The organism is Variovorax sp. (assembly GCF_035634955.1).
Taxonomy (GTDB): Bacteria; Pseudomonadota; Gammaproteobacteria; order Burkholderiales; family Burkholderiaceae_C; genus Variovorax.
In genome coordinates, this window is record NZ_DASQBZ010000022.1 from 1 (window position 1) to 26,065 (window position 26,065).

The 26,065-nt window shown below is 68.3% G+C and carries 21 protein-coding genes; 18 read left to right on the forward strand and 3 right to left on the reverse strand.

What is annotated here, in order from left to right; translation table 11 throughout:
• The 18 genes from VES41_RS12155 to gshB form a co-directional block, all read left to right on the forward strand.
• On the forward strand, positions 1–226 hold a 226-nt coding region (locus VES41_RS12155), incomplete at its 5' end, for a hypothetical protein (protein ID WP_324817050.1).
• On the forward strand, positions 223–2,850 hold the full coding sequence (leuS, locus tag VES41_RS12160; RefSeq protein ID WP_324817053.1) for a leucine--tRNA ligase: 2,628 nt from the start codon (positions 223–225) through the stop codon (positions 2,848–2,850). The genes VES41_RS12155 and leuS, both read left to right, overlap by 4 nt.
• Positions 2,851–2,853: 3 nt before the next feature.
• On the forward strand, positions 2,854–3,366 hold the full coding sequence (gene lptE / locus VES41_RS12165) for an LPS assembly lipoprotein LptE (RefSeq protein ID WP_324817056.1): 513 nt from the start codon (positions 2,854–2,856) through the stop codon (positions 3,364–3,366).
• Between the two features lie 48 nt (positions 3,367–3,414).
• On the forward strand, positions 3,415–3,888 hold the full coding sequence (locus VES41_RS12170) for an Lrp/AsnC family transcriptional regulator (protein ID WP_324817059.1): 474 nt from the start codon (positions 3,415–3,417) through the stop codon (positions 3,886–3,888).
• Between the two features lie 150 nt (positions 3,889–4,038).
• Positions 4,039–5,091 (forward strand): ornithine cyclodeaminase, encoded by a 1,053-nt coding sequence (locus VES41_RS12175; RefSeq protein ID WP_324817062.1) that lies wholly within the window; start codon positions 4,039–4,041, stop codon positions 5,089–5,091.
• Between the two features lie 12 nt (positions 5,092–5,103).
• Positions 5,104–6,021 carry an arginase gene (locus VES41_RS12180; protein WP_324817065.1) on the forward strand — a complete coding sequence of 306 codons (918 nt, stop codon included), beginning with the start codon at positions 5,104–5,106 and terminating at the stop codon, positions 6,019–6,021.
• A 28-nt stretch (positions 6,022–6,049) separates the two neighbouring features.
• A complete protein-coding gene (holA, locus tag VES41_RS12185) occupies positions 6,050–7,123 on the forward strand; it encodes a DNA polymerase III subunit delta (protein WP_324817067.1) in 1,074 nt (357 codons plus the stop codon).
• A 58-nt stretch (positions 7,124–7,181) separates the two neighbouring features.
• The gene (locus VES41_RS12190; RefSeq protein ID WP_324817070.1) at positions 7,182–8,474 is read left to right on the forward strand and encodes a glutamate-5-semialdehyde dehydrogenase; all 1,293 of its coding nucleotides are present in this window, start codon (positions 7,182–7,184) and stop codon (positions 8,472–8,474) included.
• A gap of 28 nt (positions 8,475–8,502) precedes the next feature.
• Complete coding sequence (trkA, locus tag VES41_RS12195; protein WP_324817073.1) at positions 8,503–9,960, forward strand: Trk system potassium transporter TrkA; 1,458 nt, start codon at positions 8,503–8,505, stop codon at positions 9,958–9,960.
• Between the two features lie 72 nt (positions 9,961–10,032).
• Positions 10,033–11,499 (forward strand): TrkH family potassium uptake protein, encoded by a 1,467-nt coding sequence (locus VES41_RS12200; RefSeq protein WP_324817075.1) that lies wholly within the window; start codon positions 10,033–10,035, stop codon positions 11,497–11,499.
• Between the two features lie 124 nt (positions 11,500–11,623).
• A complete protein-coding gene (gshA, locus tag VES41_RS12205; protein WP_324817078.1) occupies positions 11,624–12,922 on the forward strand; it encodes a glutamate--cysteine ligase in 1,299 nt (432 codons plus the stop codon).
• Positions 12,923–13,082: 160 nt separating this feature from the next.
• Positions 13,083–14,966 (forward strand): potassium transporter Kup, encoded by a 1,884-nt coding sequence (locus tag VES41_RS12210; RefSeq protein WP_324817080.1) that lies wholly within the window; start codon positions 13,083–13,085, stop codon positions 14,964–14,966.
• Between the two features lie 365 nt (positions 14,967–15,331).
• Positions 15,332–15,940, forward strand: a complete 609-nt coding sequence (locus VES41_RS12215) for a hypothetical protein (protein WP_324817082.1) — start codon at positions 15,332–15,334, stop codon at positions 15,938–15,940.
• A gap of 401 nt (positions 15,941–16,341) precedes the next feature.
• A complete protein-coding gene (locus tag VES41_RS12220; protein WP_324817085.1) occupies positions 16,342–16,914 on the forward strand; it encodes a hypothetical protein in 573 nt (190 codons plus the stop codon).
• A gap of 113 nt (positions 16,915–17,027) precedes the next feature.
• Positions 17,028–18,251, forward strand: coding sequence for a hypothetical protein (locus VES41_RS12225; protein ID WP_324817088.1), 1,224 nt, complete (start codon positions 17,028–17,030; stop codon positions 18,249–18,251).
• Positions 18,252–18,278: 27 nt separating this feature from the next.
• Complete coding sequence (locus VES41_RS12230; RefSeq protein WP_324817090.1) at positions 18,279–18,818, forward strand: hypothetical protein; 540 nt, start codon at positions 18,279–18,281, stop codon at positions 18,816–18,818.
• Positions 18,819–19,016: 198 nt separating this feature from the next.
• Positions 19,017–20,234: a benzoate/H(+) symporter BenE family transporter gene (locus tag VES41_RS12235; protein WP_324817093.1), complete on the forward strand. Its 1,218-nt coding sequence runs from the start codon at positions 19,017–19,019 to the stop codon at positions 20,232–20,234.
• Positions 20,231–21,202 carry a glutathione synthase gene (gene gshB, locus VES41_RS12240; RefSeq protein ID WP_324817095.1) on the forward strand — a complete coding sequence of 324 codons (972 nt, stop codon included), beginning with the start codon at positions 20,231–20,233 and terminating at the stop codon, positions 21,200–21,202. Before VES41_RS12235 ends, gshB begins: the two co-directional genes overlap by 4 nt.
• 112 nt (positions 21,203–21,314) lie before the next feature.
• Here gshB and VES41_RS12245 read toward each other — a convergent pair whose 3' ends face one another.
• The 3 genes from VES41_RS12245 to VES41_RS12255 form a co-directional block, all read right to left on the reverse strand.
• Positions 21,315–23,537: a TonB-dependent receptor gene (locus VES41_RS12245; RefSeq protein WP_414719116.1), complete on the reverse strand. Its 2,223-nt coding sequence runs from the start codon at positions 23,535–23,537 to the stop codon at positions 21,315–21,317.
• A gap of 156 nt (positions 23,538–23,693) precedes the next feature.
• Positions 23,694–24,458, reverse strand: coding sequence for a class II glutamine amidotransferase (locus VES41_RS12250; RefSeq protein WP_324817101.1), 765 nt, complete (start codon positions 24,456–24,458; stop codon positions 23,694–23,696).
• A 55-nt stretch (positions 24,459–24,513) separates the two neighbouring features.
• Positions 24,514–26,019, reverse strand: a complete 1,506-nt coding sequence (locus VES41_RS12255; protein ID WP_324817104.1) for a DHA2 family efflux MFS transporter permease subunit — start codon at positions 26,017–26,019, stop codon at positions 24,514–24,516.
• Positions 26,020–26,065: the final 46 nt, after the last annotated feature.

A 26,065-nucleotide genomic window follows, 5' to 3' on the forward strand; every position in this document is an offset into this window, starting at 1 on the left:
GAGCACCGAGAACGGGTCGCCGTGTTCGGCCCGCATCAGGGCGCGCAAGGTGGACTCACTCAATGTCAAAGGGCGCTCCCACACCTTCGAGGTTCAAATCATTGTGACATGCGAAAAGCGGGCCAAGTCCGGGCGCCGCACCGGCGCGCGGCCGAGCCGCGATAATCCGGGCTCCCGCACGTTGCCGGCCCCATCGGGCGCCGAACCCCCTGCCGAGATCGCATGAATTCCAGCTACAAACCCGCCGACGTCGAAGCCGCCGCCCAAGGCAAGTGGAGCGCCGCCGACGCCTATCGCGTGACCGAGGACGCGAACAAGAAGAAGTACTACGCCTGCTCGATGCTGCCCTACCCCAGCGGCAAGCTGCACATGGGCCACGTGCGCAACTACACGATCAACGACATGCTCACGCGCTATCTGCGCATGAACGGGTTCAACGTGCTCATGCCCATGGGCTGGGACGCCTTCGGCCTGCCAGCCGAGAACGCGGCCCTGAAGAACGGCGTGCCGCCGCACGCCTGGACGCTGGACAACATCGCCTACATGAAGGGCCAGCTGCAGGCCATGGGCCTGGCCATCGACTGGAGCCGCGAGGTCACCACCTGCCAGCCCGACTACTACCGGTGGAACCAGTGGCTGTTCCTGAAGATGCTCGAGAAGGGCATCGCCTACCGCAAGACCCAGGTGGTCAACTGGGACCCGGTCGACCAGACCGTGCTGGCCAACGAGCAGGTGGTGGACGGCAAGGGCTGGCGCACCGGCGCGCCGGTGGAGCGGCGCGAGATCCCGGGCTACTACCTGAAGATCAGCGACTACGCCCCCGAACTGCTCGAGCACACCCAGCACAAGCTTCCCGGCTGGCCCGAGCGGGTGCGCCTGATGCAGGAAAACTGGATCGGCAAGAGCGAGGGCGTGCGGTTCGCCTTCACGCATGACATACGGGATGCCCAGGGTGCGCTCATCCAGGACGGCCGGATGTACGTGTTCACCACCCGCGCCGACACCATCATGGGCGTGACGTTCTGCGCCGTCGCGCCCGAGCATCCGCTGGCGGCCCATGCCGCCGGGCTCGACCCGAAGGTCGCCGCCTTCATCGAGGAATGCAAGGCCGGCGGCACCACCGAGGCCGAACTGGCGACCCAGGAAAAGAAGGGCGTGCCCACCGGCTTGACGGTGACGCACCCGATCACCGAGGAGCAGGTGCCCGTGTGGGTGGGCAACTACGTGCTCATGAGCTACGGCGACGGCGCCGTGATGGGCGTGCCGGCGCACGACGAGCGCGACTTCGCGTTCGCCAACAAGTACGGCATCGAGATCGTGCAGGTCGTGCTGGTCGACGACGAGCCGCACTTCGACTACCACCGCTGGCAGGACTGGTATGCCGACAAGGTGCGCGGCATCACCATCAATTCCGACAATTTCAGCGGCATGCGCCACGAGGAGGCGGTACGCGCCGTCGCCCACGCGCTGGCGCAGAAGGGCCTGGGCGACCTGCAGACCACCTGGCGCCTGCGCGACTGGGGGGTCAGCCGACAGCGCTACTGGGGCACGCCGATCCCGATCATCCATTGCGACGAGCACGGCGCGGTGCCGGTGCCCGAAAAGGACCTGCCGGTCGTGCTGCCGACCGACTGCGTGCCCGACGGCAGCGGCAATCCGCTGAACAAGCACGAGGGGTTCCACGCCGGCGTCACCTGCCCGGTGTGCGGCAAGGCCGCCCGGCGCGAGACCGACACCATGGACACCTTCGTGGACAGCGCCTGGTACTTCATGCGCTACTGCGACCCGAAGAACGACCAGGCGATGGTGGCCGAAGGGGCGAAGTACTGGATGCCGATGGACCAGTACATCGGCGGCATCGAGCACGCCATCCTGCACCTGCTGTACGCCCGCTTCTGGACCAAGGTCATGCGCGACCTGGGCCTGGTGTCGATCGACGAGCCGTTCGAGCGCCTGCTCACCCAGGGCATGGTGCTCAACCACATCTACTTCACCCGCAACGCCAAGGGCGGCAAGGACTACCACCCGCCGCTGGAGGTCACGCCCACGCTCGACGCGCAAGGCCACATCGTCGGCGGCACGCTGGCGGACGGCACGGTGGTCGAGTACGGCGGCGTCGGCAAGATGGGCAAGAGCGAGCGCAACGGCGTCGACCCCCAGGACCTGATCGAGAAGTACGGCGCCGACACCGCGCGCCTGTACACCATGTTCACCGCGCCGCCCGAGGCCACGCTCGAGTGGAACGACGCCGCGGTGGAAGGGTCGTTCCGCTTCCTGCGCCGGGTCTGGAACTTCGGGCTCGCCGTTGCCGAGCTGCCGCCCGCCACTGAAGCCGCCCCGGCCTACGGCAAGGCGGCCAAGGCACTGCGCCACGAGGTCCACACCGTGCTGCGCCAGATCGACTACGACTACCAGCGCATGCAGTACAACACCGTGGTGTCTGGCGCGATGAAGCTGCTCAACGCGCTCGAGGCACTCAAGCCCGCCGACGCGGGCGACGCGGCGGCGCTGCGCGAAGGCTTCGGCATCCTGCTGCGCTGCCTGTACCCGGCCACGCCGCACATCGCCTACGAGCTGTGGCAGTCGCTCGGCTACGACTCGCGCCATGGCGACCTGCTCGACTCGCCCTGGCCCCAGGTGGACGAGAAGGCGCTGGCGCGCGACGAGGTGGAGCTCATGCTGCAGATCAACGGCAAGCTGCGCGGCTCGGTGGTGGTGCCGGCGGCCGCCTCGAAGGAGGACATCGAGAAGATGGCCCTGGCCAGCGAAGCCTTCGCCAAGCATGCCGAGGGCGCCAAGCCGAAGCGGGTCATCGTCGTGCCGGGCCGGCTGGTCAACGTGGTGATCTGACCGATGACGGCCCGCCGCTTCGATCCCACCCGCCGACTGCTGATCGCCGGCGGCGGCGCCTCGCTCGCTCTGGCGGGCTGCGGCTTCAAGCTGCGCGAGGCGCCCAACTTCGCCTTCCACACCATCGCGCTGGCCGAAACCAGCCCGTATCTGAAGCAGCTCAAGCGGGCCATCGAAGTCACCGGCACGCTCAAGGTGCTGCCGATGGCCGAGGCGAGCAATGCCGAGGCCGTCTTCGACCTGCTGGGCGAATCGCGCGATCGCGTCGTGCTGTCGACCAACTCGGCCGGCCAGGTGCGGGAGATGCAGCTGTACCTGCGCGTGCGCTTCAGGGTGCGCACGCCGGCCGGCAAGGAGTTGATCGCGCCCTCGCTGGTCGAGCAGTGGCGCGACATCACCTACAACGAAACGGCCGCGCTCGCCAAGGAAAACGAGGAGCAGCTGCTCTATCGCGACATGACCTCCGACGTCGTGCAGCAGACGCTGCGCCGCCTGGCGGCGGTCAAGGCGGTCTGATCCCGCCATGCGCCGGGCGTGCTCGAACGGCTCGGCGCCTCGGTCCACATGACCCAGCTCGACCGCATCGACCGGCTGCTGCTCGAGAACCTGCAGGCTGACGGGCGCATGAGCGCGCAGGCCCTGTCCGAGCTGGTGCACCTGTCGGCGCGCGCGACGCTCAACCGCATCCACCGGCTGGAGCAGCTCGGCGTGATCGAGGGCTACCGGGCGCAGGTGGCCCGTTCGGCGGTGGCCGAGCCGGTGGCGGTGTTCGCCGAGATCACCCTCAAGGACCAGCGGCAGGCCACGGTGCAGCGCTTCGAGCGGCACGTGGCCGAATGCCGCGAGGTGGTGGGCTGCTGGCTGGTCAGCGGCCGTTACGACTACCTGCTGCGGCTGGCTTGCCGCGACCTGGCGCACTACCGCCATCTCACCAACGCCTGGCTGGACGACGTGGCACTGGGCATCGACCGCATCGTCACCAACACCGAACTGGCCACGGTCAAGGAATTCACCGGCTTCCCGCTGGCGTCGCCGTAGAAGGGCCACTTCCGATTCGGAAGCGCACGGCACCGCGCACGGCCGCCAGGCGCAGGCCGGGGCGCGCACAACGTCTTTCGCGGCGCATGGCGGTGCCTAGACTTTCCTGGACAGGGCCGGCCGCGGCCCTTCGTCCAAAGGAGAGGAGCCATGACCCGCTACGTCGACGTCCACGACATGACGCGTCTGATGCGAGAACTCGGCGTCGCCCGCCTGTGCCGCGAGATGCAGGCGTGCATCCGCGAGGACTTCCTGCGCTGGCCGGCGTTCCAGAAGAGCGCGCGCACCGCGCACCACTCGCCTGGCGGCGTCATCGAGCTCATGCCGGTGTCGGACGCGTCGCGCTATGCCTTCAAGTACGTCAACGGCCACCCGGGCAATCCGCGGCTTTCGCTGCCCACGGTGATGGCGTTCGGCGTGCTGGCCGACGTGGCGACCGGCTATCCATTGCTGCTGAGCGAGCTGACCCTGACCACGGCGCTGCGCACCGCCGCCACCTCGGCCCTGGCGGCGACCCAGCTGGCGCGGCCGGATGCGCGCGCCATGGCGCTGGTCGGCAACGGCGCCCAGGCCGAGTTCCAGGCCCTGGCGTTCATGGACCTGCTTGGCATCCGCGAACTGCGCGTGTTCGACGTCGATCCGCTCGCCACCGACAAGCTGCTGGCCAACCTGGCGCCGCAGATCCGCAGCGGCGCGTTGCGGGTGCGGCGCGCAGCCAGCGTGGCCGAAGCCGTGCGCGGCGCCGACGTCGTCACCACGGCGACCGCCGCCAAGGCGCACGCCACCGTTCTCGCCGCAGACCTGGTCGAGCCAGGCATGCACATCAACGCCGTGGGCGGCGACTGCCCCGGCAAGACCGAACTCGATGCCGCCATCCTGCGCCGGGCCGGGGTCTTCGTCGAGTTCGCGCCGCAGACGCGCATCGAGGGCGAACTGCAGCAGATGCCACCGGATTTCCCGGTCACGGAGCTGTGGGAAGTGCTGGCGGGGCGGCGCCCCGGGCGCCAGGGCGCACGCCAGGTGACCGTCTTCGATTCGGTCGGCTTTGCGCTGGAGGACTTTTCCGCCCTGCGCTGCCTGCACGGCCTGGCGCTGGCGCACGGGCTCGGGCGCGACATCGAGCTGGTGCCCGCCATGGACGACCCCAAGGACCTGTACGGCCACGCCTTGCGCCATCCCGCGCGCAACCGGCTGGCCGCCTGACCGGAGACCGCGATGCAGCACAAGCCCCTGGCCCTGATCGGCGCCGAAGTCGGCGAGGGCGCGAGCGACCCCGGCTGCAAGTGGGGCGCGCGTGCCTTGCGCCAGCGTGGATTGGCCGGCTGGCTCGACCGGCCCGGCCGGCCCGCCGCCTGGTCGGCGATGGTGCGGGCGCGGCCCGCCAGCGGCGCGGCGGACCGGCTGGATGCCGTCGCCGGCTTCAGCGGCGAACTGGCGCAGGCCGTTCAGGGTGCGCTGCGCGACGGCGCGCTGCCGGTGGTGGTGGGCGGCGACCATTCCTGCGCCGTCGGCACCTGGAGCGCCGTCGCCCAGGCCTGGCGCGCCACCGGCCCGGTCGGCCTGGTGTGGGTCGACGCGCACCTGGACGCGCACACGCCCGCCACCTCCGAGACCCAGGCGCCGCACGGCATGCCGGTGGCGGCACTGCTCGGCCACGGCGCTCCGGCCCTGGCCGGCCTGTGCGGCTGGACCGGCAAGCTCGCGCCGGACCACCTGGTGATCATCGGCGCGCGCAGCTACGAGGCCGGCGAGCGGGCGCTGCTGGACCGGCTCGGCGTGCGCATCATGTACATGGACGAGGTGCGGCGGCGCGGCTTCGCCGCCTGCCTGGACGAGGCGCTGCAGCGCGTGCGCCGGGGCACCGCCGCCTGGGGCCTGAGCTTCGACCTGGATGCGCTCGACCCGCGCGACGCGCCGGGCACCGGCACCCCGGTGCTGGCCGGCATCGGCCTGGACGACGCCCTGGGCGCGCTGCGCGCCAGCGCCAGGCAGCCGGGCTGCGCGGCGCTGGAACTGGTGGAATACAACCCGAGTCACGACCATGACGGGCGCACCGCCCGCGCCGCCTTCGCCCTGCTGGACGCCATGACCGGCCCGGCGCTGGCCGTGCCGCGCCAGCCCCTGGCCGCCTGAGCCGCCGCCCTGCGTACACTTGCGCGCCATGGAATTGCCGCTCAACCGGCTGGCCGCGCACCTGGAGAAGGAAGCGCTGCGCCCGCTCTACACCCTGCACGGCGACGAGCCCTTGCTGATCCAGGAGGCGGCCGACGCCATCCGGGCGGCGGCACGCGCCCAGGGATACACCGAGCGCACCGTCTTCACGGTCGAGGGGGCCCGCTTCGACTGGAGCGCCGTGCAGGCGGCCGGCGGCGCCATGAGCCTGTTTGCCGACCGCCAGGTGATCGAGCTGCGCATTCCCTCCGGCAAGCCCGGCAAGGACGGCAGCGAAGCGCTGCAGAAAGTGGCCGAAGGCGCTGGCGGCAACGACTCCACGCTCACCCTGGTGCTGCTGCCGCGGCTGGACATGGCCACGCGCAAGGGGGCCTGGTTCTCCGCGCTGGCGCAGCATGGCGTGAGCCTTCAGGTCGACAGCATCGAGCGAGGCGCGCTGCCTGAGTGGATCGCCCAGCGGCTCGGCCGCCAGGGCCAGCGGGTGCGCGCCGGAGAAGAGGGGCAGCGCACGCTGCAGTTCTTCGCCGATCGCGTCGAGGGCAATCTGCTGGCGGCGCACCAGGAAATACAGAAGCTGGGGCTGCTGCACCCGCCCGGCGAACTGGCGTTCGAACAGGTCGAGGGCGCCGTCAACAACGTGGCGCGCTACGACGTGTTCAAGCTGTCGCACGCCGTGCTGGGCGGCCAGCCGCAGCGCGTGGCCCGCATGCTCGAGGGCCTGCGCGCCGAGGGCGAGGCAGAGGTGCTGGTGCACTACACCCTGGCCGAGGACATCCGGGCCCTCAAGCGCGTGCGCGATGCCGTCGACGCCGGCAGGCCGCTGCCGATGGCGCTGCGAGAAAACCGGGTCTGGGGACCCCGCGAGCGGGCCTTCGAGCGGGTGCTGCCGCTGCTCGACGGCCGCATCCTGACTCGCCTGGTGGGCGACGCACACGTGGTGGACGGCATCGTCAAGGGCCTGCGGCGGCCCGACTGGCCGGCCGACGGCTGGCAGGCGCTGCACCGGCTGGCGTTCCGCCTGTGCCGGCTGTGCATGGCCGAGCGCCGGCCGCAGCGTTCCTGAGGCGGCCGGCCAAGCCCCCTGCGCTCCGCCGGACGGCGGGCGGTGGGACAATGGCGGGATGAACGCCTTCAACGTCGACGAACACATGCAGGCCCTGGGCGCGCAGGCCAAGGCCGCCGCCGCACGCATGGCGCGCGCCGATGCCGCCACCCGCAACGCCGCCCTCAAGGCGCTCGCCCGCCGACTCGGCGAGGCCGGGCCGCAACTGGCCCTGGCCAACGCCCGGGACATCGAGCGCGCCGAGGCGGCCGGCCTGTCCGCCCCGATGGTCGACCGCCTGCGCCTGACGCCCAAGGTGCTCGACACCCTGGCCGAAGGCTGCGGGCAGCTTGCCGCCATGCAGGACATCATCGGCGAGGTGATCGGCATGCGCCAGCAGCCCAGCGGCATTCGCGTCGGCCAGATGCGGGTGCCGATCGGCGTGTTCGGCATGATCTACGAAAGCCGCCCGAACGTGACCATCGAGGCGGCCAGCCTGGCCATCAAGAGCGGCAACGCCGCCATCCTGCGCGGCGGCTCGGAGGCGATCGACTCCAACCGCGCGCTGGCGCAGCTGGTGGCCGACGCCCTGGCCGAGGCCGGCCTGCCGTCCGAGGCGGTCCAGCTGGTGCAGACCACCGACCGCGAGGCGGTCGGGCGCCTGATCGCCATGCCGCAGTACGTGGACGTGATCATCCCGCGCGGGGGCAAGGGCCTGATCGAGCGCATCAGCCGCGACGCCAAGGTGCCGGTCATCAAGCACCTGGACGGCAACTGCCACATGTTCGTGGACGCCAGCGCCGACCTCGACATGGCGACCACCCTGGTGGACAACGCAAAGACGCAGAAATACAGCCCGTGCAATGCGGCCGAGGGCCTGCTGGTGGCGCGCGCCGTCGCCGCCGAGTTCCTGCCGCGGATCGGTGCCGTGTTCGCGGCCAAGGGGGTCGAGATGCGCTGCGATGCCGCGGCCGCGGCGATCCTGCGCGCGCCGGGGGTCCTGCCGGCCCAGGCCCGCGTGGTCGACGCGCAGGAGGCCGACTGGTCCGAGGAATACCTGGCGGCGGTGATCAGCATCAAGGTGGTGGCGGACGTGGACGAGGCGATCGCCCACGTGAACCACTATTCGAGCCACCACACCGACGCGATCGTCACGCGCGACCACATGCATGCCCAGCGCTTCCTGCGCGAAGTGGATTCGGCCAGCGTGATGGTCAATGCCAGCACCCGGTTCGCAGACGGCTTCGAATACGGGCTCGGTGCCGAGATCGGCATCAGCACCGACAAGTTCCATGCGCGCGGGCCGGTCGGAATCGAGGGGTTGACGTCGCTCAAGTACGTGGTGCTGGGTAACGGCGAGATCCGCCGCTGACAACAAGAACGGGCCGGGGAGGCTCGACATGAAGATCATCATCCTTGGCGCCGGCCGCATCGGGGAGAGCGTGGCCGGCACGCTGGTGTCGGAGCGCAACGAGATCACGGTCATCGACACCGACGCGGGCCGGCTGCGCGAACTGGAAGACCGCTTCGAACTGCGCGGCGTGCTGGGCAGCGGCATCGAGCCGGAGGTCCTGGCGGAGGCCGGAGCGCGCGACGCGGACATGCTGATCGCCTGCGCCGCGCTCGACGAGACCAATCTGGTGTGCTGCAAGATGGCGCACCTGCAGTTCGGCATTCCCACCCGCATCGCCCGGGTGCGCTCGAGCGCCTTCCGGGGCGACTCGCCGCTGCTGGGCAAGGACGGCTTCGCGGTGGACCGTGTGATCTGCCCCGAGGAGTCGCTGACCCGCTACATCGCCAAGCTGGTCGAGTACCCCGAGGCGTTGCAGGTGCGCGAGTTCGCCGGCGGTCTGGCCTGCCTGGTGGCGGTGCGGGCGGTGTCCGGCGCGCCGCTGGTGCGCCACAGCATCGCCGAGCTGCGCGAGCGCGTGCCGGACGCGGACATGCGCATCGTCGCCATCTATCGCCGCCTGCTGGACCAGCCGGACCGCTTCATCATGTGCGAGGGGGCGACCCGGATCGAGCCGGGCGACGAGGTCTTCGTGCTGTCGGCGCGCGAGCACCTGCAGTCGGTGCTCTCGGCGCTGCACCGCTACGAGGACAACGGCCGGCGCGAGGTCACGCGCATCATGATCGCCGGCGGCGGACGCGTGGGCCTGCGCATGGCGCGGCAGCTGGTCGACGGCGAGCGGCGGGTGCAGCTGAAGATCCTCGAGCGCAATCCCGAGCGGTGCGTGGCGCTGGCCGCCGACCTGCCCGGCGACGTGCTGGTGCTGCGCGGCGACGGCACCGACGAGGACCTGCTGGAAGACGAGGGCATCGAGGAGATCGACCTGTTCCTGGCCCTGACCAACGACGACGAGGACAACATCATGGCCAGCCTGCTGGCCAAGCGCATGGGCGCGCGGCGGGTGCTGGCGCTGATCAACCGCCGCAGCTATGCCGACCTGATGCACGGCACGCAGATAGACATCGCGCTGTCGCCGGCCCAGACCATGCTCGGCGAGCTGCTCGCCCACGTGCGCCAGGGCGACGTGCAGGTGGTCCACAGCCTGCGCCGCGGCGTGGCCGAGGCGCTCGAGATCGTGGCGCGGGGCGACCGCAAGACGTCGCGCGTGGTCGGCCGATGCATCGACGAGATCTCGTTGCCCAAGGGCGCGCAGTTCGGCCTGATCATGCGCGGCCTGCCAGCGCCCGACGCGCCGGTGGACGCGCATCCGGGGCCTGCGCCGCAGGTGATCATCCCGCGCGGCAACACCGTCATCGAGAGCAACGACCACGTGGTCATCTTCATTCCGCGCAAGCGCCAGGTGCGCGAGGTGGAGAAGCTGTTCCGCGTGAGCGCCACCTTCTTCTGACGTGCGCGCGCCCATCGTCATGAGCCGTTGCACGGCCGCCCCGCCGCCGGCGTGCGGCCCGAGGGGTCCGCGATGAACCAGTTCCTGCCGGTGCTGCGGGTGCTGGGCGTCGTGTTGACCTTCTTCTCGCTGGCCTTCCTGCTCCCGCTCGGGGTGTCGTGGACGGAAGGCGACGGCCTGCGCGACGTCTGGATATCGTCGGCCGGCGTGGCGCTGGCCTGCGGCGCGGCACTGTGGGCCGGCCTGCGGCGCTTCAAGCGCGAGCTGCACCCGCGGCACGGCATCGTGCTGGTCTCGCTGGCCTGGGTGCTGCTGCCGCTGTTCGCCGCGCTGCCCCTGATGCTGGCGCTGCATCAGCTGGGGCGGCCGCTGAGCTTCACGCATGCCTATTTCGAAGCCGTGTCCGGCCTCACGACCACCGGCTCCACGGTGCTGAGCGGCCTGGACCGCCTGCCGGTGTCGATCAACATGTGGCGCACGTTCCTCCAATGGCTGGGCGGCATGGGCATCCTGGTGCTGGCGGTGGCGATCCTGCCGCTGCTGGGCGTCGGCGGCAGCCAGCTGTTCAAGGCCGAAGTGGCCGGGCCGATCAAGGACAACCGGCTGACGCCTCGCATCACCGACACCGCCAAGGGCCTGTGGGGCATCTACGCGGTGCTGTCGCTGACGTGCATGCTGGCGTACTGGGCGGGCGGCATGCCGCCGCTGGACGCGGCCATGCACATGTTCAGCACCGTCAGCCTGGGCGGCCTGTCGTCGCACGACGCCAGCTTCGGGCACTTCGACTCGCCGGTGCTCGAATCGGTGGCGCTGGTGTTCATGCTGGTAGCCAGCTGCAACTTCGCGCTGTACTTCATGGCCGTGCGCAAGGGGCACTGGCGCGGCGTCTGGCGCGACCCGGAGCTGCGCGCCACCCTGATGGCGCTGGTCGGCGGCGGGCTGGTGGTCGCTGGGGTGTTGTGGGTCAAGGGCGTGTACGGCCCGCTCGACGCCCTGCGTCTGGGCATGTTCCATGCGGTCTCGGTCGGCAGCACCACCGGCTACTCGACCGTCGACTACCTGGCCTGGCCGGTGTTCGCCCCGATCTTCATGCTGCTGCTCTCGGGCGTTGCCACCAGCGCCGGGTCGACCGGCTGCGGCATCAAGATGGTGCGCGTGCTGATCCTGCTCAAGCAGGCCGGGCGCGAAATGCGCCGGCTGGTCCATCCGCAGGCGGTGCAGCCGGTCAAGCTGGGACAGACGGTGGTGGATGACCGCGTCATCTTCGCCGTGATGGCGTTCATGCTGGTGTACGGCGTGACCATCATCACGCTGGCGATGCTGCTGGTGCTGGCCGACGTCGATCCGCTGACCGCCTTCAGCGCGGTCATCGCCAGCGTCAATTGCATGGGACCGGGCCTCGGGGCCGTCGGACCGGCGGCGCACTACGGGATCTTCACGGACTTCCAGCTGTGGGTGTGCACGCTGGGCATGGTGCTGGGCCGCCTGGAGCTGCTGAGCTTCATCGCGTTGCTCACGCCTTCGTTCTGGCGCCGCTGAAGGGCCGCCGGCGCCGGCGCGGTGCCCGGGCGCACCTTGTCATGGAGCCGGGCGACCCCAAATCCTACAATGGCCCCCGGCACACGCCGCTCACTCCAACATATCCAGCTCACAAGGCCGCCGCATGGTTCCCCATCTCGTCACCGCCCTGACCGGTCCGATCAACGAACTGGAGCAGCGGGTGCTCGATTCGATGCCGGCCATCGAGCGCTGGTTCCGACTCGAGTGGATGGAACACACCCCGCCGTTCTACAGCTCCGTGGACATCCGCAACGCCGGCTTCAAGCTGGCCCCGGTGGATACCAACCTCTACCCGAACGGCTGGAACAACCTCACCAAGGAGACGCTGCCGCTGGCGGTGCAGGCGGCCCAGGCCGCCATCGAGAAGATCTGTCCGGAGGCGCGCAATCTGCTCGTCATTCCGGAAAACCACACCGCCAACACGTTTTACCTGGCCAACGTCGCGCAACTGGTGCGCATCTTCCAGATGGCCGGCCTGAACGTCCGGGTCGGCTCGATCGACCCGGCGATCAAGTCCCCCAAGAAGATCGAACTGCCGCACGGCGAAACGGTCTGCCTCGAGCCGGTGGTGCGCAGCCGCCGCCGCCTGGGCCTGAAGAATTTCGACCCCTGCACCATCCTGCTCAACAACGACCTTTCGGCCGGTACGCCGGGCATCCTGGAAGACCTGTACGAGCAGTACCTGCTGCCGCCGCTGCATGCCGGCTGGTCGGTGCGGCGCAAGAGCAAGCATTTCCGCAGCTACGAGGACCTGTCCAAGCGCTTCGGCAAGCTGCTGGGCATCGACCCCTGGCTGATCCACCCCATGTTCAGCCACGCCGAGGGCGTCAATCTCGCTGAAGGAAAGGGCCTGGACGAGCTCGCCACGCACTGCGACGCCCTGCTGACCAAGATCCGCCGCAAATACAAGGAATACGGCATCAACGAGAAGCCCTTCGTCATCGTCAAGCCCGAGAACGGGACCAACGGCGTCGGCGTGGTCACCGTGCGCGACGTCAAGGACCTCCAGGCCCTGGCGAGCAAGCCGCGCGGCGGGCGCGGTGGCCGCGACCTCGCGCCGTCCCTGGTCGACGAGGTGATCGTGCAGGAGGGCGTGCTCACGCGCGAACGGGTGCACGACGGCGTGGCCGAGCCGGTCGTCTACATGATGGACCGCTACGTCGTCGGCGGGTTCTACCGCGTGCATGCCGGTCGCGATCCGGATGAGAGCCTGGACACGCCCGGCGCCAGCTACGTGCCGCTGGCCTTTTCAGAAAGTGTGCACTTACCTCAGCCAGGAGCCAAGCCGGGCGCCAGCGCACCCAACCGTTTCTACATGTACGGCGTGGTAGGGCGGCTGGCGATGGTGGCCGCTGCCTACGAGCTCGAAGCCACCGACCCGGAAGCCGAGGTCTACGCCTGAGAACGCCCGGCCGTCGGCCGGCGTTTGGCGACGAGGCGGCGCGGCGGCACAATCGACCCCTTCATCACAGAGCATCAATTCCGCGGGACGGAGGCAGACGCGAAGACCCGCGGGTCGGCGTGCTGACACGGCCAGGCCATCCGCGCAGTTGCCAAGCAAGTTGTCTTCCTCCACCTCCAGCAGTAAATCCGTCCCGTCCGCAGCCCTGATCCTGGCGGCCATCGGCGTCGTCTACGGCGACATCGGCACCAGCGTCCTGTACGCCACCAAGGAGGTGTTCCGCCACGACAGGGTGCTGTTCACCGTCGACAACGTCTACGGCATCCTGTCGATGTTCTTCTGGACGCTGACGATCATCGTGTCGCTCAAGTACGTCGTGCTGGTGCTGCGCGCCGACAACGAAGGCGAAGGGGGGCTGGTCGCCATGCTGGCGCTGGCCTCGCGCGCGGTGGCCGACCGGCCGCGGCTGCGCAACCTGCTGCTGATGATGGGCATCTTCGGCACGTCGCTGTTCTATGGTGACGGCGTCATCACGCCGGCCATCTCGGTGCTCTCGGCCGTGGAGGGCCTGGAGGTCGTCTCGCCGCACTTCACCGAGTACGTGCTGCCGATCACGCTGGTGGTCCTTTTCTGCCTGTTCGCGGTGCAGAAGCACGGCACCGCCGGCATCGGCCGCTTCTTCGGGCCGGTCACCCTGGTCTGGTTCGTGGCGATCGCGGCGCTGGGCGTGTCGCAGATCGTCACGCATCCCGAGATCCTCTGGGCCCTGAGCCCGCACTACGCGTTCGTCTTCATCTGGGAAAACCCGCTCACCAGCTTCCTCATCCTGGGCGCGACCGTGCTGTGCGTCACCGGCGCCGAGGCGCTCTATGCGGACCTGGGCCACTTCGGCAAAGGCCCCATCCGCATCGCCTGGTTCTCGATCGTGATGCCCGCGCTCACGCTCAACTACTTCGGCCAGGGCGCGCTGCTCCTGCGCGATCCGGCCGCGGTGAAGAACCCCTTCTTCATGATGATGCCGGAGTGGGCCGTCATGCCGATGGTGATCATGGCGACCCTGGCCACGGTGATCGCCTCGCAGGCGCTGATCACCGGCGCCTTCAGCGTCACGCGCCAGGTCATCCAGCTGGGCTACCTGCCGCGGCTGAACATCGAGCACACCAGCGTGCGCAGCACCGGGCAGATCTACATACCGTTCGTCAACTGGAGCCTGTTCGTGGCGATCGCGCTGGCGGTGCTGATGTTCCGCAGCTCCAGCAACCTGGCCGCCGCCTATGGCATCGCCGTGACCACGGACATGCTGATCACGACGCTGCTGACCTTCTTCGTGATCCGCTTCGCCTGGAAGCTGCCGTTGGCCTTGTGTATCGCGTCGACATCCATCTTCTTCGTGGTCGACTTCGCGTTCTGGGCCTCGAACCTGCTCAAGCTCTTTGAAGGCGGCTGGTTCCCGCTCATGATCGGCGGCGCCGTCTTCACGCTCATGATGACCTGGAAGCGCGGCCGATTGCTCATGTCGCAGGCGCAACGCCAGGACGCCATCGACCTGCGCTCATTCCTCGACTCGGTCTTCGTCAGCCCGCCGGCGCGCGTCGAAGGCACGGCAGTGTTCCTCACCGCCGAGCCGGGCGTGGTGCCGAACGCGCTGCTGCACAACCTCAAGCACAACAAGGTGCTGCACGAGGAAAACCTTTTCGTCACCGTGCGCAACCACGAGCTTCCCTGGATTCCCATGGACAAGCGCATCGAGATGGAATCGCTCGGCCACCACTGCTGGCAGGCCATCGTCCACTACGGTTTCAAGAACGACATCGACCTGCCCGGCGCGCTCCAGGGCGCGCGCATGCGCGGCTGCCAGCTCGACCCGATGACCACCAGCTACTTCCTCTCGCGCGACGTGGTGATCCCGACCCTGGCCAGCGGCATGGCGCCCTGGCGCGAGAAGCTCTTCGCGCAGATGCACCACAACGCCAGCGGCGTCGCTCACTTCCTGAGCCTGCCGAACAACGCGGTGGTGGAATTGGGGTCGAAGATCGAGATCTAGCGTGGATGCGCCGGCCTGGTCGTCGGCCGGACAATCGCCGGATCTCGGCGAGCAGACAATCCGTATCCCCAATTGGAAATGATCGTTGCGAGGGGGTGAGCGCGCGCTCTTGCGCGCTGGTCGAGCACCGAGGCAGCCACTACGATCCGCGAAGCGCGATTTGCCGCGAGAGGCAAACGTGATCCGGGGAGACTGCCATCGCCACGCCAGCGAATCATCCGATTGCGCCAACCTGTATATCCGGGCGCTCGCGCATCGTGACGTGCTCACTGTGCCTGTCGGTCGCGTTGGCGCTGACGGCTTGCGCGCCAACGAAGGGAAGTAGCGCTGCCCCACACACGACCAACACCCAAGTGGCACGCCCCGTGGCTGCCGAACAAGACAAGGAAGTCATTCCTCGGTCCAGGCTCAACGCCGAGCAGGTGCTGCGCAAGCTGCTTGAGCTCATTCGTTCGAGCCAGATCGTTTCGGATATCACTCCACAGCGACTGGAGGCGTTGGAAGGCGGGGAGGTGAAACACTTCGAGTCGGGTGGGTACGGGATCCAGGCCCGGCTGACTCCGCAGCTGACGTACGTGTTCGAGATGTGGAAGACGACGCGCGGCTTTCTACTTCGTTTTCGCTTTGGGCATCGTCGTGGCGTGTCGCCACCCATGACGGGCATCTGCCAGTTGGACTTCGCGGCCTTCGTGGCCGAACTGGAAGCGCTGGGCTATGACCACCAGCCCATCTACGATCAGCCGCCGGTGCCGATCGTCCCGCGGCCATTGCCCAATGGCGAGATGTATTGGCCATCGCCACTGCCGAACCATGGCAGGCTGCTGGCCGAGCGCTTCTATCGTGCAGACGGTCGGCCGGGACTGTCCATTGATGTCGCTCCGCGGGTGGCGTCGCGAGCGTATCCAGGTCGCCTGTGCGTCACGTCGGTACGGGTCGTCGATGGGAAGAGCCGGCCGGGAGGGCGCCATGGCTGAGCGCAATGTCGCGCCTCTTGCCATCCTGGACGATTTCAGGCGCCAGCCCGGCGTTAGTGCAAGCGTGATGCCCAAATCTACGGTCGATCCTCGATCAATCACCGCCGAACTGGAAATGATCGTTGTGAGAGGGTGAGCGTGTGCGCTTGCGCGCTGGTCGAGCGCCGAGGCAGCCGCTACGATCCACGAAGCGCGATTTGCCGCAAGAGGCAAACGTATCCGGGGAGACCGCTATCGCCACACCAGCGACTAATTTGATTGCGCCAACCTGTATGTCAAGGCGCTCGCGCATTGCGCCGTGCGCACTTTGCTTGTCGGTCGCGTTGGCGCTGACGGCTTGCGCGCCAACGAAGGGAAGTAGTGCTGCGCCGCACACAAGCAACAGCGAAGGGGCTCGCACCATGACTGCCGAACAAGACAAGGAAGTCATTCCTCGGTCCAGGCTCAACGCCGAGCAGGTGCTGCGCAAGCTGCTTGAGCTCATTCAGACCAGTCAGACCATTGCAGACTTCACGCCTGAGCGCCTGCAAGGGATTGAAGGGGGAGTCGTGAAATACTGGAAGCACGGCTACGGGATTGCAGCGGAACTTACCCCACAGTGGATTTATGTTCTCGAGGTTCGGAAGTCGATGCTCGGAACATTTGCCACTTTCCGCTTTGCGCGGAACCCTTCCTCGTCACCGACCATGGCAGACATCTGCCAACTGGATTTCGACGGTTTCGTGGCCGAATTGGAGACGTTGGGCTATGACCACAAGCCCGACTACGCTCAGCCGCCAGTGCCCATGCCGACGAGGCAGTTGCCCAGCGGCGAAGTCCTGCGACCGCCGCCGCCGCCCAAGCGCGGCAGGTATCTATCGGAAAACTTCCGTCCGGCAACGGGGCGGGCGGGCCTCTATATCAAGGTCGGGCCGCGCGGCGAATCAAGTGAGAACCCAAGGCACCGATGCGTCGAAACCGTATGGATCGAATAGAGCATCCCACTGGAGCGCGTCACGAGGCTGAGTACAACGCCGCCGCACTTGCCGTTCTGGACGAATTCAGTCGTCAGCCGGAAGTCACAGCGGATCAGATGGGGAACCTCCGCATGATCCTCAATCAATCGCCGCTACTTTTTCATCAGTTCAACGAAGCAACGCGGTTGGGGTATCTGCGAGGCTTGGCGCCGCTCACCAATCCGAACGCGGGCGGCACTTTCCATCCAGATGACAAGCGAATTCACGTTTCGCTTGCATCGTTGAGCACGCCAAAGTCGGGCCCTTTTTCATCCGGGGAAGCCACCTTCGTCCTCGGACATGAACTCCAGCACGCATTCAATGCCGAGGTTCAGGCGCGACACGATGGCGAATTCGAGCGCGCGATCCACGCCGTCGCCAGCAGCCCCGCTCCAGTTCATGACTACACGCCGGTGCTGGCCGAACGTCTTGCCGGCAATCGTCGAGACGAAGCGTCGGCGGCGATCGCGGGCTGGAATGCGGTCGTCAGTGCTTCAATTGCCAAGACGTCAGAGGCAACACTGGACGAAGTCGTCAAGATGGGTGGCTATCGTGTAGCAGATTTTTTCGAGGAGCGAACGGATTCGCCAGGCACCTACCTCCTCAAGCCTAATCTTCACCTGAACCCGGATCTATCGATTGAGCCGACCCGAGCCAATGTGGAGGCCATGGGCAAGAACTTCTTCGACAAGTCCGGCGACAAGACCTACTTGGGCTTTCGAGGCAACTCCGACTACGTCAACTACTACGCCGCGTACAACGTGGGCCGCATCGTCGCTGTGGAGAATGCCCATTCGCGATCCCTGAGCGACAGGGCGACGCCGCGTATCGCCATCGACATGGATCGGCTCGGTCTGTCCGAACAGATTCTCGAAGAGAATGGCCTTCACCTGGGCGATGCTACACGGCGCATGCCGTATTTCGACCTCAGCGATGCGCCGCCGACGCGGCGCCATTTCGACCACACCTACGAGTCCCACGAGTTCCGTCCGCTGGCACCGGAAGGCCTGGACGAACGCGCGCGGCTTGGGCGCGGCGACGTGACGTCCGGGCCCGCCGCGCATCAACAACTGTCTCCCACGCAGGACATCGGCGCCTACCTTGACCTGATGCTGCGGGCCGGCACGGCGGGCGACGATGTCACGCTCCGCCAGATGACGCACCGTCTGGCCGACCTGGCGGCCGGCCGGGCGTCGATTGCGCAGGCCAAGGCCGATGTGGACGAGCAGGAGTTCTTGGCTGCGCAACAGCAAGGGCAGGAACGCGCTCAGCAGATGGAGTCACAAGCTGCGCCCCCGCGGCGGATGCACCGATAGGTCTGGGACAGAGAGGGAGCAGAGCCGATGGATGAAGAATGCACAGGCATTCTTGCCAGCCGCATGGCCGCAATGGTCGTGATGTTCGACCGCCGCTGCGAGCATACCGGCAAGGAATTGGAGAAACTGGCGCAGGACGTGCCCGCTGCGGTGCGGCAAAGCGCCGACGAGCAGTTGCAGCGACTGTCGCGCGAGATCGAAGCCCGCGTGCGGCGCGGTCTCGAGCATCCGACCGCCGACTACGAGCAACGGCTGCATAGGGCCGGAGAACAACTGGAACGCGCGTCGCTGACCATTGCGGCGCAACTTCAGCGCGCCGAATCGCTGCACCGCCACTTGGTCTGGAAAGTGGCCTCCACGGTGGTGGCCAGTCTCGTGCTGCTGTTTGCCGGTGGTGCCTGGCTCTCGGCGCACTATTTCCGGGAAATCAGCCGCCACCAGATCTCGGCCGAACTACTCAGGGCCTACGACCGTGCGGATGTGACCTTGTGCGGCGGTCAGCTCTGCGCGAGGGTGAACGCAAAGGACAAGCGTTTTGGCGAGTACTTGCCGGTACGGCCTCGGTAAGTCGAAAGCCGACGGCGACTCCATGTCTGCGCGCTCCGCCTGATGGCGCCGAAGCCCCTGGCCTCACGTCGGCCGACGTACAGCGCGGCTAGGCGCGCATCCAGGGCGGAGATTCCGTTTTTTCTCCGGATGGCAGAAGCACAGGTGGTAAAGGCCCGCCAAGGACGCGAACGCGGCCGTGCCGGCACAATCGCCGCCATGCGTTTCTTCAAGGACCTGAGCCTGTCCGCCTTCGTGGCGGGCTTTGTCGCGGTGCTGGTGGGCTTCACCAGTTCGGCGGCGATCGTGTTCCAGGCGGCGCAGGCCTTCGGGGCGACGCCGGACGTCATCTCTTCGTGGATGTGGGCGCTGGGCCTGGGCATGGGCCTGTCGTCCGCGCTGCCGTCGCTGCTGTGGAAAAAGCCGGTGATGGTCGCCTGGAGCACGCCTGGCGCGGCGGTGCTGGCGGTGGCCGGGGCCGGCTTCGGCATGCACGAGGCGGTCGGCGCATTCATTGTCTGCGCCCTGCTCATCATCGTGTGCGGTGTCACCGGCTGGTTCGAGCGGGTGATGAACCGCATACCGATGGAAATCGCCTCGGCGCTGCTGGCCGGCGTGCTGGCGCGCTTCGGCCTGCAGGCTTTCGAGGCGGCGCAGACGGCGCTGCCGCTGGTGCTGCTGATGCTGGGCACCTACCTGCTGGCGCGCCGGCTGCTGCCGCGCTACGCGGTGCCGCTCACGCTGGCGGTGGCCATCGCGTTCGTCGCCGCGCGCGGGGAGATGGCCTGGCAGGTGGTGCACTTCGAGCTGGCGCGGCCGGTGTTCACCATGCCGCACTTCAGCTGGCAGGCGGTGGTGAGCCTGGCGCTGCCGCTGTTCGTGGTGACCATGGCGTCCCAGAATCTGCCTGGCGTGGCGGCCATCCGCGCCTCCGGCTACGACATGCCGATCTCCAGGCTGATCGGCTTCACCGGCTTCATGACCCTGCTGCTGGCGCCATTCGGTGCCTTCGCGCTCAATCTCAGCGCCATCACCGCGGCCATCTGCATGGGGCGCGAGGCGCACGAAGACCCGGCGCGTCGCTACACCGCCGCCGTGAGCTGCGGTGTCCTGTACATACTGATCGGCATCTTCGGCGCTGCCGTGGCCGGTCTGCTCACCGCCTTCCCGAAGGAACTGGTGGCTGCCATCTCCGGCCTTGCGCTGCTGGGCGCCATCGGCAGCGGCCTGGCGATGGCGGTCAAGGGCGAATCGCATCGCGAGGCCGCGCTCCTCGCCTTTCTCGTCACCCTGTCGGGCGTCACCCTGGCCGGTGTCGGCTCTGCCTTCTGGGGCGTGGTGGCCGGCGCGGTGGCGCTGGCCATCCAGGGCCTGGGCCGGCGCAAGCAGCGCGAAGACACATCATCCGTATCCGCAGGAAAGACCACGACGCCATGAACATCCTTTTCGTTGCCGACCCGCTCGAGCTGTTCAAGATCTACAAGGACACCACGTTTTCGATGATGCGCGAGGCGCAGCGGCGCGGTCATCGCATCGCTGCCTGCGAGCCGCGCCACCTGGGCTGGCAGCGCGGGCGGCCGGTGACGGCCACGGTGCGCGAGATCGTGCTCACCGGCGAGCCGGATGAATGGTTCCGGGTCGAGGCGACGCCCGAGCGGGCGCTGCACGAATTCGACGCGGTGCTGATGCGCAAGGACCCGCCGTTCGACGCCGAGTACATCTACGCCACCCACCTGCTCGAGCAGGCCGAGCGCGAAGGTGCGCGCGTGGTCAACAAGCCGCGCGCGCTGCGCGACCACCCGGAGAAGCTGGCGATCATGGAATTCGCCGAGCACACCACGCCGACGCTGGTGACGCGCGAGGCGCAGGCGGTGCGCGCCTTCCACGCGGAGCACCAGGACATCATCCTCAAGCCGCTGGACGGCATGGGCGGCATGGGCATCTTCCGCGTCAAGGCCGACGGACTCAACCTGGGCTCGATCATCGAGACGCTCAACGACGGCGGCGCCACCAGCCTCATGGTGCAGCGCTTCGTGCCCGAGATCGTCCAGGGCGACAAGCGCGTGCTGGTCATCGGCGGCAAGCCGGTGCCGTTCAGCCTGGCGCGCATCCCCCAGGGCAGCGAGGTGCGCGGCAACCTGGCGGCCGGCGGCAAGGGCGTGGCCCAGCCGCTCACGCCGGAGGACCTCAAGATCGCCAATGCCATCGGCCCCGTGCTGGCTGCGCGCGGCCTGCTGCTGATCGGGCTGGACGTGATCGGCGGTTCGCTGACCGAAATCAACGTCACCAGCCCGACCTGCTTCCAGGAGATCACCGAGCAGACCGGCTTCGACGTGCCGGCGATGTTCGTGGATGCGCTGGAGCAACTGCTGGCCAGCGGCGAGTGGCCGACCTCCGCCGGCTGATCGGCCCCGTCGCCGCGCGCGCAGCGGAGCGGTCGCACGATTCGATGTCAGCAAAGCGCCCGGCCGCCGCGAGGCGCCGGGCCTTTGTCGACGCGTGTGGCGCCTGGCGTGCTCAGAACTCCATCGACGCCGTCAGCGTGAAGGTGCGCGGATTGCCCAGCACCAGGTAGCCGGCGCCCGGGTAGCCGCCCACGGAGGCCCAATAGTTGCGGTCGGCCAGGTTCTCCACGCGGCCGCGGATGGTCAGCAGCTTGCCGCCGACCTCGGTCAGGTAGCGCGCTCCGGCGTCGAAGCGGCTCCATCCGGCAACCCGGAGGTTGTTGGCGTCGTCGGCATAGCTGCTGCCCGAGGCCACCATGCGGCCTTCGAGCGTCAGCCCCTGCACGCCGGGCACGTCCCACTCCAGGCCAAGCGTGCCCTGCTGGCGCGGCACGCCGATCACCCTGTTGCCATCGAGCGCCGGGTCGCCGGTTTCCTTCTGCTTGGCGTCCAGGAAGGTGACGCCGCCGAGCAGGCGCAGGCCGCGCACCGGCTCGCCGTACACGTTGAACTCCAGACCCTGGTGCTGGTCTTCACCGGCAGCAGAGAAGTAGCCGGCGTCGTCGACGAAGGCGCGCGGCTTGTCGATGCTGAAGAAGGCTGCGCTGGCGCCGATGCCGCCGCCTTCGTACTTGACGCCGATCTCCTTCTGCTTGGACACGTAGGGCGCGAGCATGTCGCCGACGTTGAGCACGGTGCGGCCGTTCGACAGGGCCGGTGCCGTGTCCCCCTCCGACAGCGCCTCGACGTAGTTGGCATATGCCGACAGCGTGTCCGTGAACTTGTAGACCACGCCCGCCAGGGGGCTGGTGCGGTCGTCGCCGTACGCGGGCGCCGGCACTCCGGTGGTGTAGCCGAAGCTCTGGGTGTCCAGCTTCTGGTAGCGCGCGCCGAGGGTGAGCAGCAGGCGGTCGTTCAGGAAGCCCAGCGTGTCGCCTACGGCGAAGCTCCACAGCTTGCTTTTGTACTGCAGCGCCGGATTGTCCAGGTCGTTGCCGAATACCGCGCCGCTGCTCCAGCCGGGGAAGGCACTGTAGATCGGGCGGTACAGGTTGGTGACCTGCTCGTTCTTGTTGTCGTATCCAAAGGCATTCTCCCGCTCGTCGCTGAAGTACGAGTACGCACCCACCAGGCTGTGCGATACCGAGCCGGTGTGGAACTTGCCGCGCACACCCAGTTCGCCGGTCTTGACGTCTTCGTGGCGGGTGTTGTCGAAGCGGTAGGTGGTGCCGGCGCCGGTGCCGGCATCGGTCAGGCTGAAGTTGGCCAGGGTGTTGCCTTCCGCGCCGCGGCGCATGCCGGCCGCGCCCCATGCCGTGACGTTGTCGGACAGGTCGACCTCGGCGCGCACGGTGCCGAAGGTGTCGTTCTCGTTCGAGTAGCTCCAGGGCTGGGCCCAGTTGGTCGATGCGTCGGGCGGTGTCGGCACGCCGGCCCCGGCACCGCTTGTCGCGGGCGTGACGTTGGCGCGCGCCTGGCGCAGCCGGTGATCCTGGTAGCCCACGTCGGCCGAGATGCGTGCATTGCGGCCGCGCCAGTCCATGCCGATCGAGGCCATGCTCAGGTCCACGTCCTCATGGTCCACGCCGGTGCCGCCGTCGCGCCTGGCGGCGTTGACGCGGATGCCCAGGCTCTGGTCCTCTCCGAAGCGCCGGCCGATGTCTACCGCGCCGTAGAACTGGCCGCCGCTGGCGCCGCCCAGCGTCAGCTGGGTCAGCGGCTCGTTGCCGGCGCGCTTGGGCAGCAGGCTGACCGCGCCGCCGATGGCATCGCCGCCGGGCGCGGCGCCGTTGAGGAATGCGCTCGGGCCGCGCAGCACCTCGACCCGCTCGAACAGCTCGGACGAGATGTACTGGCGCGGCAGCATGCCGTACAGGCCGTTGTAGGCCACGCTGTCGGAGCCAAGGACGAAGCCCCGGATGAAGTACGACTCCTGGAAGTTGCCGAAACCGCGCGCCACGCGGATGGAGGGGTCGTTCTCCAGCACGTCGCCCACGCTCTTGGCCTGCTGATTCTGGATCAGTTCGTTGGTGAAGCTGGTGGTGGCGAACGGCGTCGACAGATTGTCCTGCGTGCCCAGGATGCCCACCCGCCCGCCGGTGGCCACCTGGCCGCCGGAGAACGCCGGCGCCAGGCCGGCGGCGGAGGCGTCGGCGCTGGCCTCCACTGTCACGGTGGGCAGGGCGGCGCCAGCCGGTGCCGGGGCGTTGGCCTGGGCGGCGGCCCAGCCCGCGTTGGCGCACAGGGCCGCGGCAAGCGCCACGTGGCGCAGTGGGAAGGAGTGACGGCTCGGAATTTTCAAGATGGCCTCGACAGGACAATAAATGAGAACGACTCTCATTATTTCGCGCATCTCCGCGCCCGTGGCCGTTTTTTCGCGTGCGCGCGCCCGAGGTCCGGCCAGGGAGACGTTCTGGCCACAAATTCGTGGCGCGCGCGCACGCGGCGGGTGTCAGCCGCGCCGTTCCCCGTTCACGAACACCCGCAGTTCGCCCGGCGCGAAGTGCGACCAGGCTTCGTTGGTGGTCAGCGGCGTCGTGACCACCACCGCGACCCGGTCCTGCGGCGTGGTGTGCTCGGCGAAGTCGATGCTCAGGTCCTCGTCCGCCAGTTGGGCGGTAGCGAAAGGATGCTGGCGCTCGACCGAGCACAGGTGCGTCGAGGCATGCGCCCACAGCGCCTGCCCGTTGCTCAGCATGAAGTTGAAGGTGCCGTGCCGCGCGGCGCGCGGTGCCAGTTCCGCCAGCGTGAGCGTCAGCTCGTCCACGCTCGGCACGCCGGCGTGCGACTTCGCCAGCTCCTGCATGATCCAGCAGAAGGCATGCTCGCTGTCGGTCGTGCCCACGGGGTGGAAGTTGCCGTGAAGGCGCGGGCGGAAGTCCTTCAGGTCGCCGTTGTGAGCAAATACCCAGTAGCGGCCCCACAGTTCGCGCACGAAGGGGTGGCAGTTCTGCAGGTTGACCTCGCCCTGGGTCGCCTTGCGGATATGGGACACCACGTTGCGGCTGCGGATCGGGTAGCGGCGGATCAGCTCGGCGACCGGGGATTCGCAGGCCGGCTGATGGTCCACGAAATGGCGCAGGCCGCGGTCCTCGAAGAAGGCAATGCCCCAGCCGTCGGCATGGTGGTCGGTTCGGCCGCCGCGCTGGGCGAAGCCGGTGAAGCTGAAGGTCACGTCCGTAGGCGTGTTGCAGTTCATCCCGAGCAGTTGGCACATGCGCCGATTACACCAGTTCGCGGCGCCGCCGGCAGCGCCGTGGGAGTGGCCCGCGCTACCGTGTCGGGCGCGGCGGCACGGCCGGATCCGGCTCCGGGGCCTTGGTCGGTCGCAACTGCCAGGCGGCGCAGATGGCCAGCGCGCACAGCCCGGCCAGCAGCATGAACACCTCGTCGAAGGCGGCCAGGCGGGCCGCGCTGGTGGCGGGGTTGGCCAGCGAGTCGCCGTGCGCCGCCAGCCGCCACTCCAGCACCACCGCGCACAGGCTGACACCGGCCGCGCCGCCGAGCATGCGCACGAAGTTGATCCCGCTGGCGCCCTGCGGAATGAGCGCCTTGGGCAGCGGGCGCATCGATCCGAGGTTGAGCGATGGCAGGATGAAGCCCAGCCCGATGCGGCCGATGACGGCGAACAGCACCAGCGGCCAGATCGGGCTGTCCAGGCGCAGCACGATCATCAGCGCGAACGAGGCGGCCAGCAGCGCCAGCCCGATGCTCACCAGCAGCCAGGTCGGCTGGCGGTCGGCCAGCCGGCCGACGCCGGCGATCGTCATGGCCAGCACGATGCCCGCCGGCAGCAGGATCGAGCCCACGTACGAGGCCGACAACTGCAAGGCCACCTGCATGTAGACCGGCAGCAGGTAGGTCGAGCCGAACAGGGCAGTGCCGTAGATGAAGGCGACGATGCTGCCCATGGCGAACTGGCGGTAGCCGAACAGCGACAGGTTCATGAGCGGGCTGCCGCCGGCGCCGGCCAGGCGCTTCTGCCAGGCGATGAAGGCAATCAGCGCGGCCAGCGCGCCCATCAGCAGCAGTGCGCTGTGCCATGGCGCGCCGGCGCGTAGTTCCACCAGGCCGTTGAGAAGGCACAGCGTGCCGGTGGTGGCCAGCGCCAGGCCGAGCCAGTCGAGCCGCGAACTGCGCTCGGCCGTGACGCCGCCGGGCGCGGTCGTGGGCACGAACTTGTAGGCCAGCCACAGCGACAGCAGGCAGAACGGCACCACCATGTAGAAGATCGACCGCCAGCCGAACAGGTCGACCAGCACGCCGCCGATGCTCGGCCCCACCGCCGGCGCCAGCACCACGCCCATGCCGAACAGGCCGCTGGCACGCCCCTGCTCGTGCGGCTCGAAGGCGCGCAGGATGATGATGGCCGGAATCGGCTGCACCACCCCGGCGGCCAAGCCCTCGGCCACCCGTGCCAGCAAGACCAGCGAGAAGTTCGGCGACAGGCCGCCGACGATGCCGCCACCCAGCAGCAGGAGCATGGTGCCCACGTAGGTCCGGCGGTAGCCGAAGCGCCCGAGCAGCCAGGGCGTGGTGAGCATCGACACCGTCATCGCCACCATGAAGCCGGAGCTGACCCACTGCGCGCGCCCCTGGTCGAGCGAAAAATGATGGCTCAGCCCCGGAATCGCCACGTTCACCACGGTGGAGGACATGATCGAGGCCATCGTGCCCACCATCACCGAGATCAGGAGATACCAGCGGTAGCGCTCGCCATAGCGTTGGCGCAGGGAGGACATCGCGGGTGCGGCGGCGGGGCTGGGTGATGGATTCATGAAGCGATGGTCCGGCCCGTCAAAGTGCGCCGACCGCCCGAGGATA

What these genes read in the sequence shown, in the direction of transcription:
- leuS (WP_324817053.1), top strand. Translation starts at nt 223, where the DNA reads ATGAATTCCAGCTACAAACCCGCCGACGTCGAAGCCGCCGCCCAAGGC.
- lptE (WP_324817056.1), top strand. Translation starts at nt 2,854, where the DNA reads ATGACGGCCCGCCGCTTCGATCCCACCCGCCGACTGCTGATCGCCGGC.
- VES41_RS12170 (WP_324817059.1), top strand. Translation starts at nt 3,415, where the DNA reads ATGACCCAGCTCGACCGCATCGACCGGCTGCTGCTCGAGAACCTGCAG.
- VES41_RS12175 (WP_324817062.1), top strand. Translation starts at nt 4,039, where the DNA reads ATGACCCGCTACGTCGACGTCCACGACATGACGCGTCTGATGCGAGAA.
- VES41_RS12180 (WP_324817065.1), top strand. Translation starts at nt 5,104, where the DNA reads ATGCAGCACAAGCCCCTGGCCCTGATCGGCGCCGAAGTCGGCGAGGGC.
- holA (WP_324817067.1), top strand. Translation starts at nt 6,050, where the DNA reads ATGGAATTGCCGCTCAACCGGCTGGCCGCGCACCTGGAGAAGGAAGCG.
- VES41_RS12190 (WP_324817070.1), top strand. Translation starts at nt 7,182, where the DNA reads ATGAACGCCTTCAACGTCGACGAACACATGCAGGCCCTGGGCGCGCAG.
- trkA (WP_324817073.1), top strand. Translation starts at nt 8,503, where the DNA reads ATGAAGATCATCATCCTTGGCGCCGGCCGCATCGGGGAGAGCGTGGCC.
- VES41_RS12200 (WP_324817075.1), top strand. Translation starts at nt 10,033, where the DNA reads ATGAACCAGTTCCTGCCGGTGCTGCGGGTGCTGGGCGTCGTGTTGACC.
- gshA (WP_324817078.1), top strand. Translation starts at nt 11,624, where the DNA reads ATGGTTCCCCATCTCGTCACCGCCCTGACCGGTCCGATCAACGAACTG.
- VES41_RS12220 (WP_324817085.1), top strand. Translation starts at nt 16,342, where the DNA reads ATGACTGCCGAACAAGACAAGGAAGTCATTCCTCGGTCCAGGCTCAAC.
- VES41_RS12225 (WP_324817088.1), top strand. Translation starts at nt 17,028, where the DNA reads ATGATCCTCAATCAATCGCCGCTACTTTTTCATCAGTTCAACGAAGCA.
- VES41_RS12230 (WP_324817090.1), top strand. Translation starts at nt 18,279, where the DNA reads ATGGATGAAGAATGCACAGGCATTCTTGCCAGCCGCATGGCCGCAATG.
- VES41_RS12235 (WP_324817093.1), top strand. Translation starts at nt 19,017, where the DNA reads ATGCGTTTCTTCAAGGACCTGAGCCTGTCCGCCTTCGTGGCGGGCTTT.
- gshB (WP_324817095.1), top strand. Translation starts at nt 20,231, where the DNA reads ATGAACATCCTTTTCGTTGCCGACCCGCTCGAGCTGTTCAAGATCTAC.
- VES41_RS12250 (WP_324817101.1), bottom strand. Translation starts at nt 24,458, where the DNA reads ATGTGCCAACTGCTCGGGATGAACTGCAACACGCCTACGGACGTGACC.
- VES41_RS12255 (WP_324817104.1), bottom strand. Translation starts at nt 26,019, where the DNA reads ATGAATCCATCACCCAGCCCCGCCGCCGCACCCGCGATGTCCTCCCTG.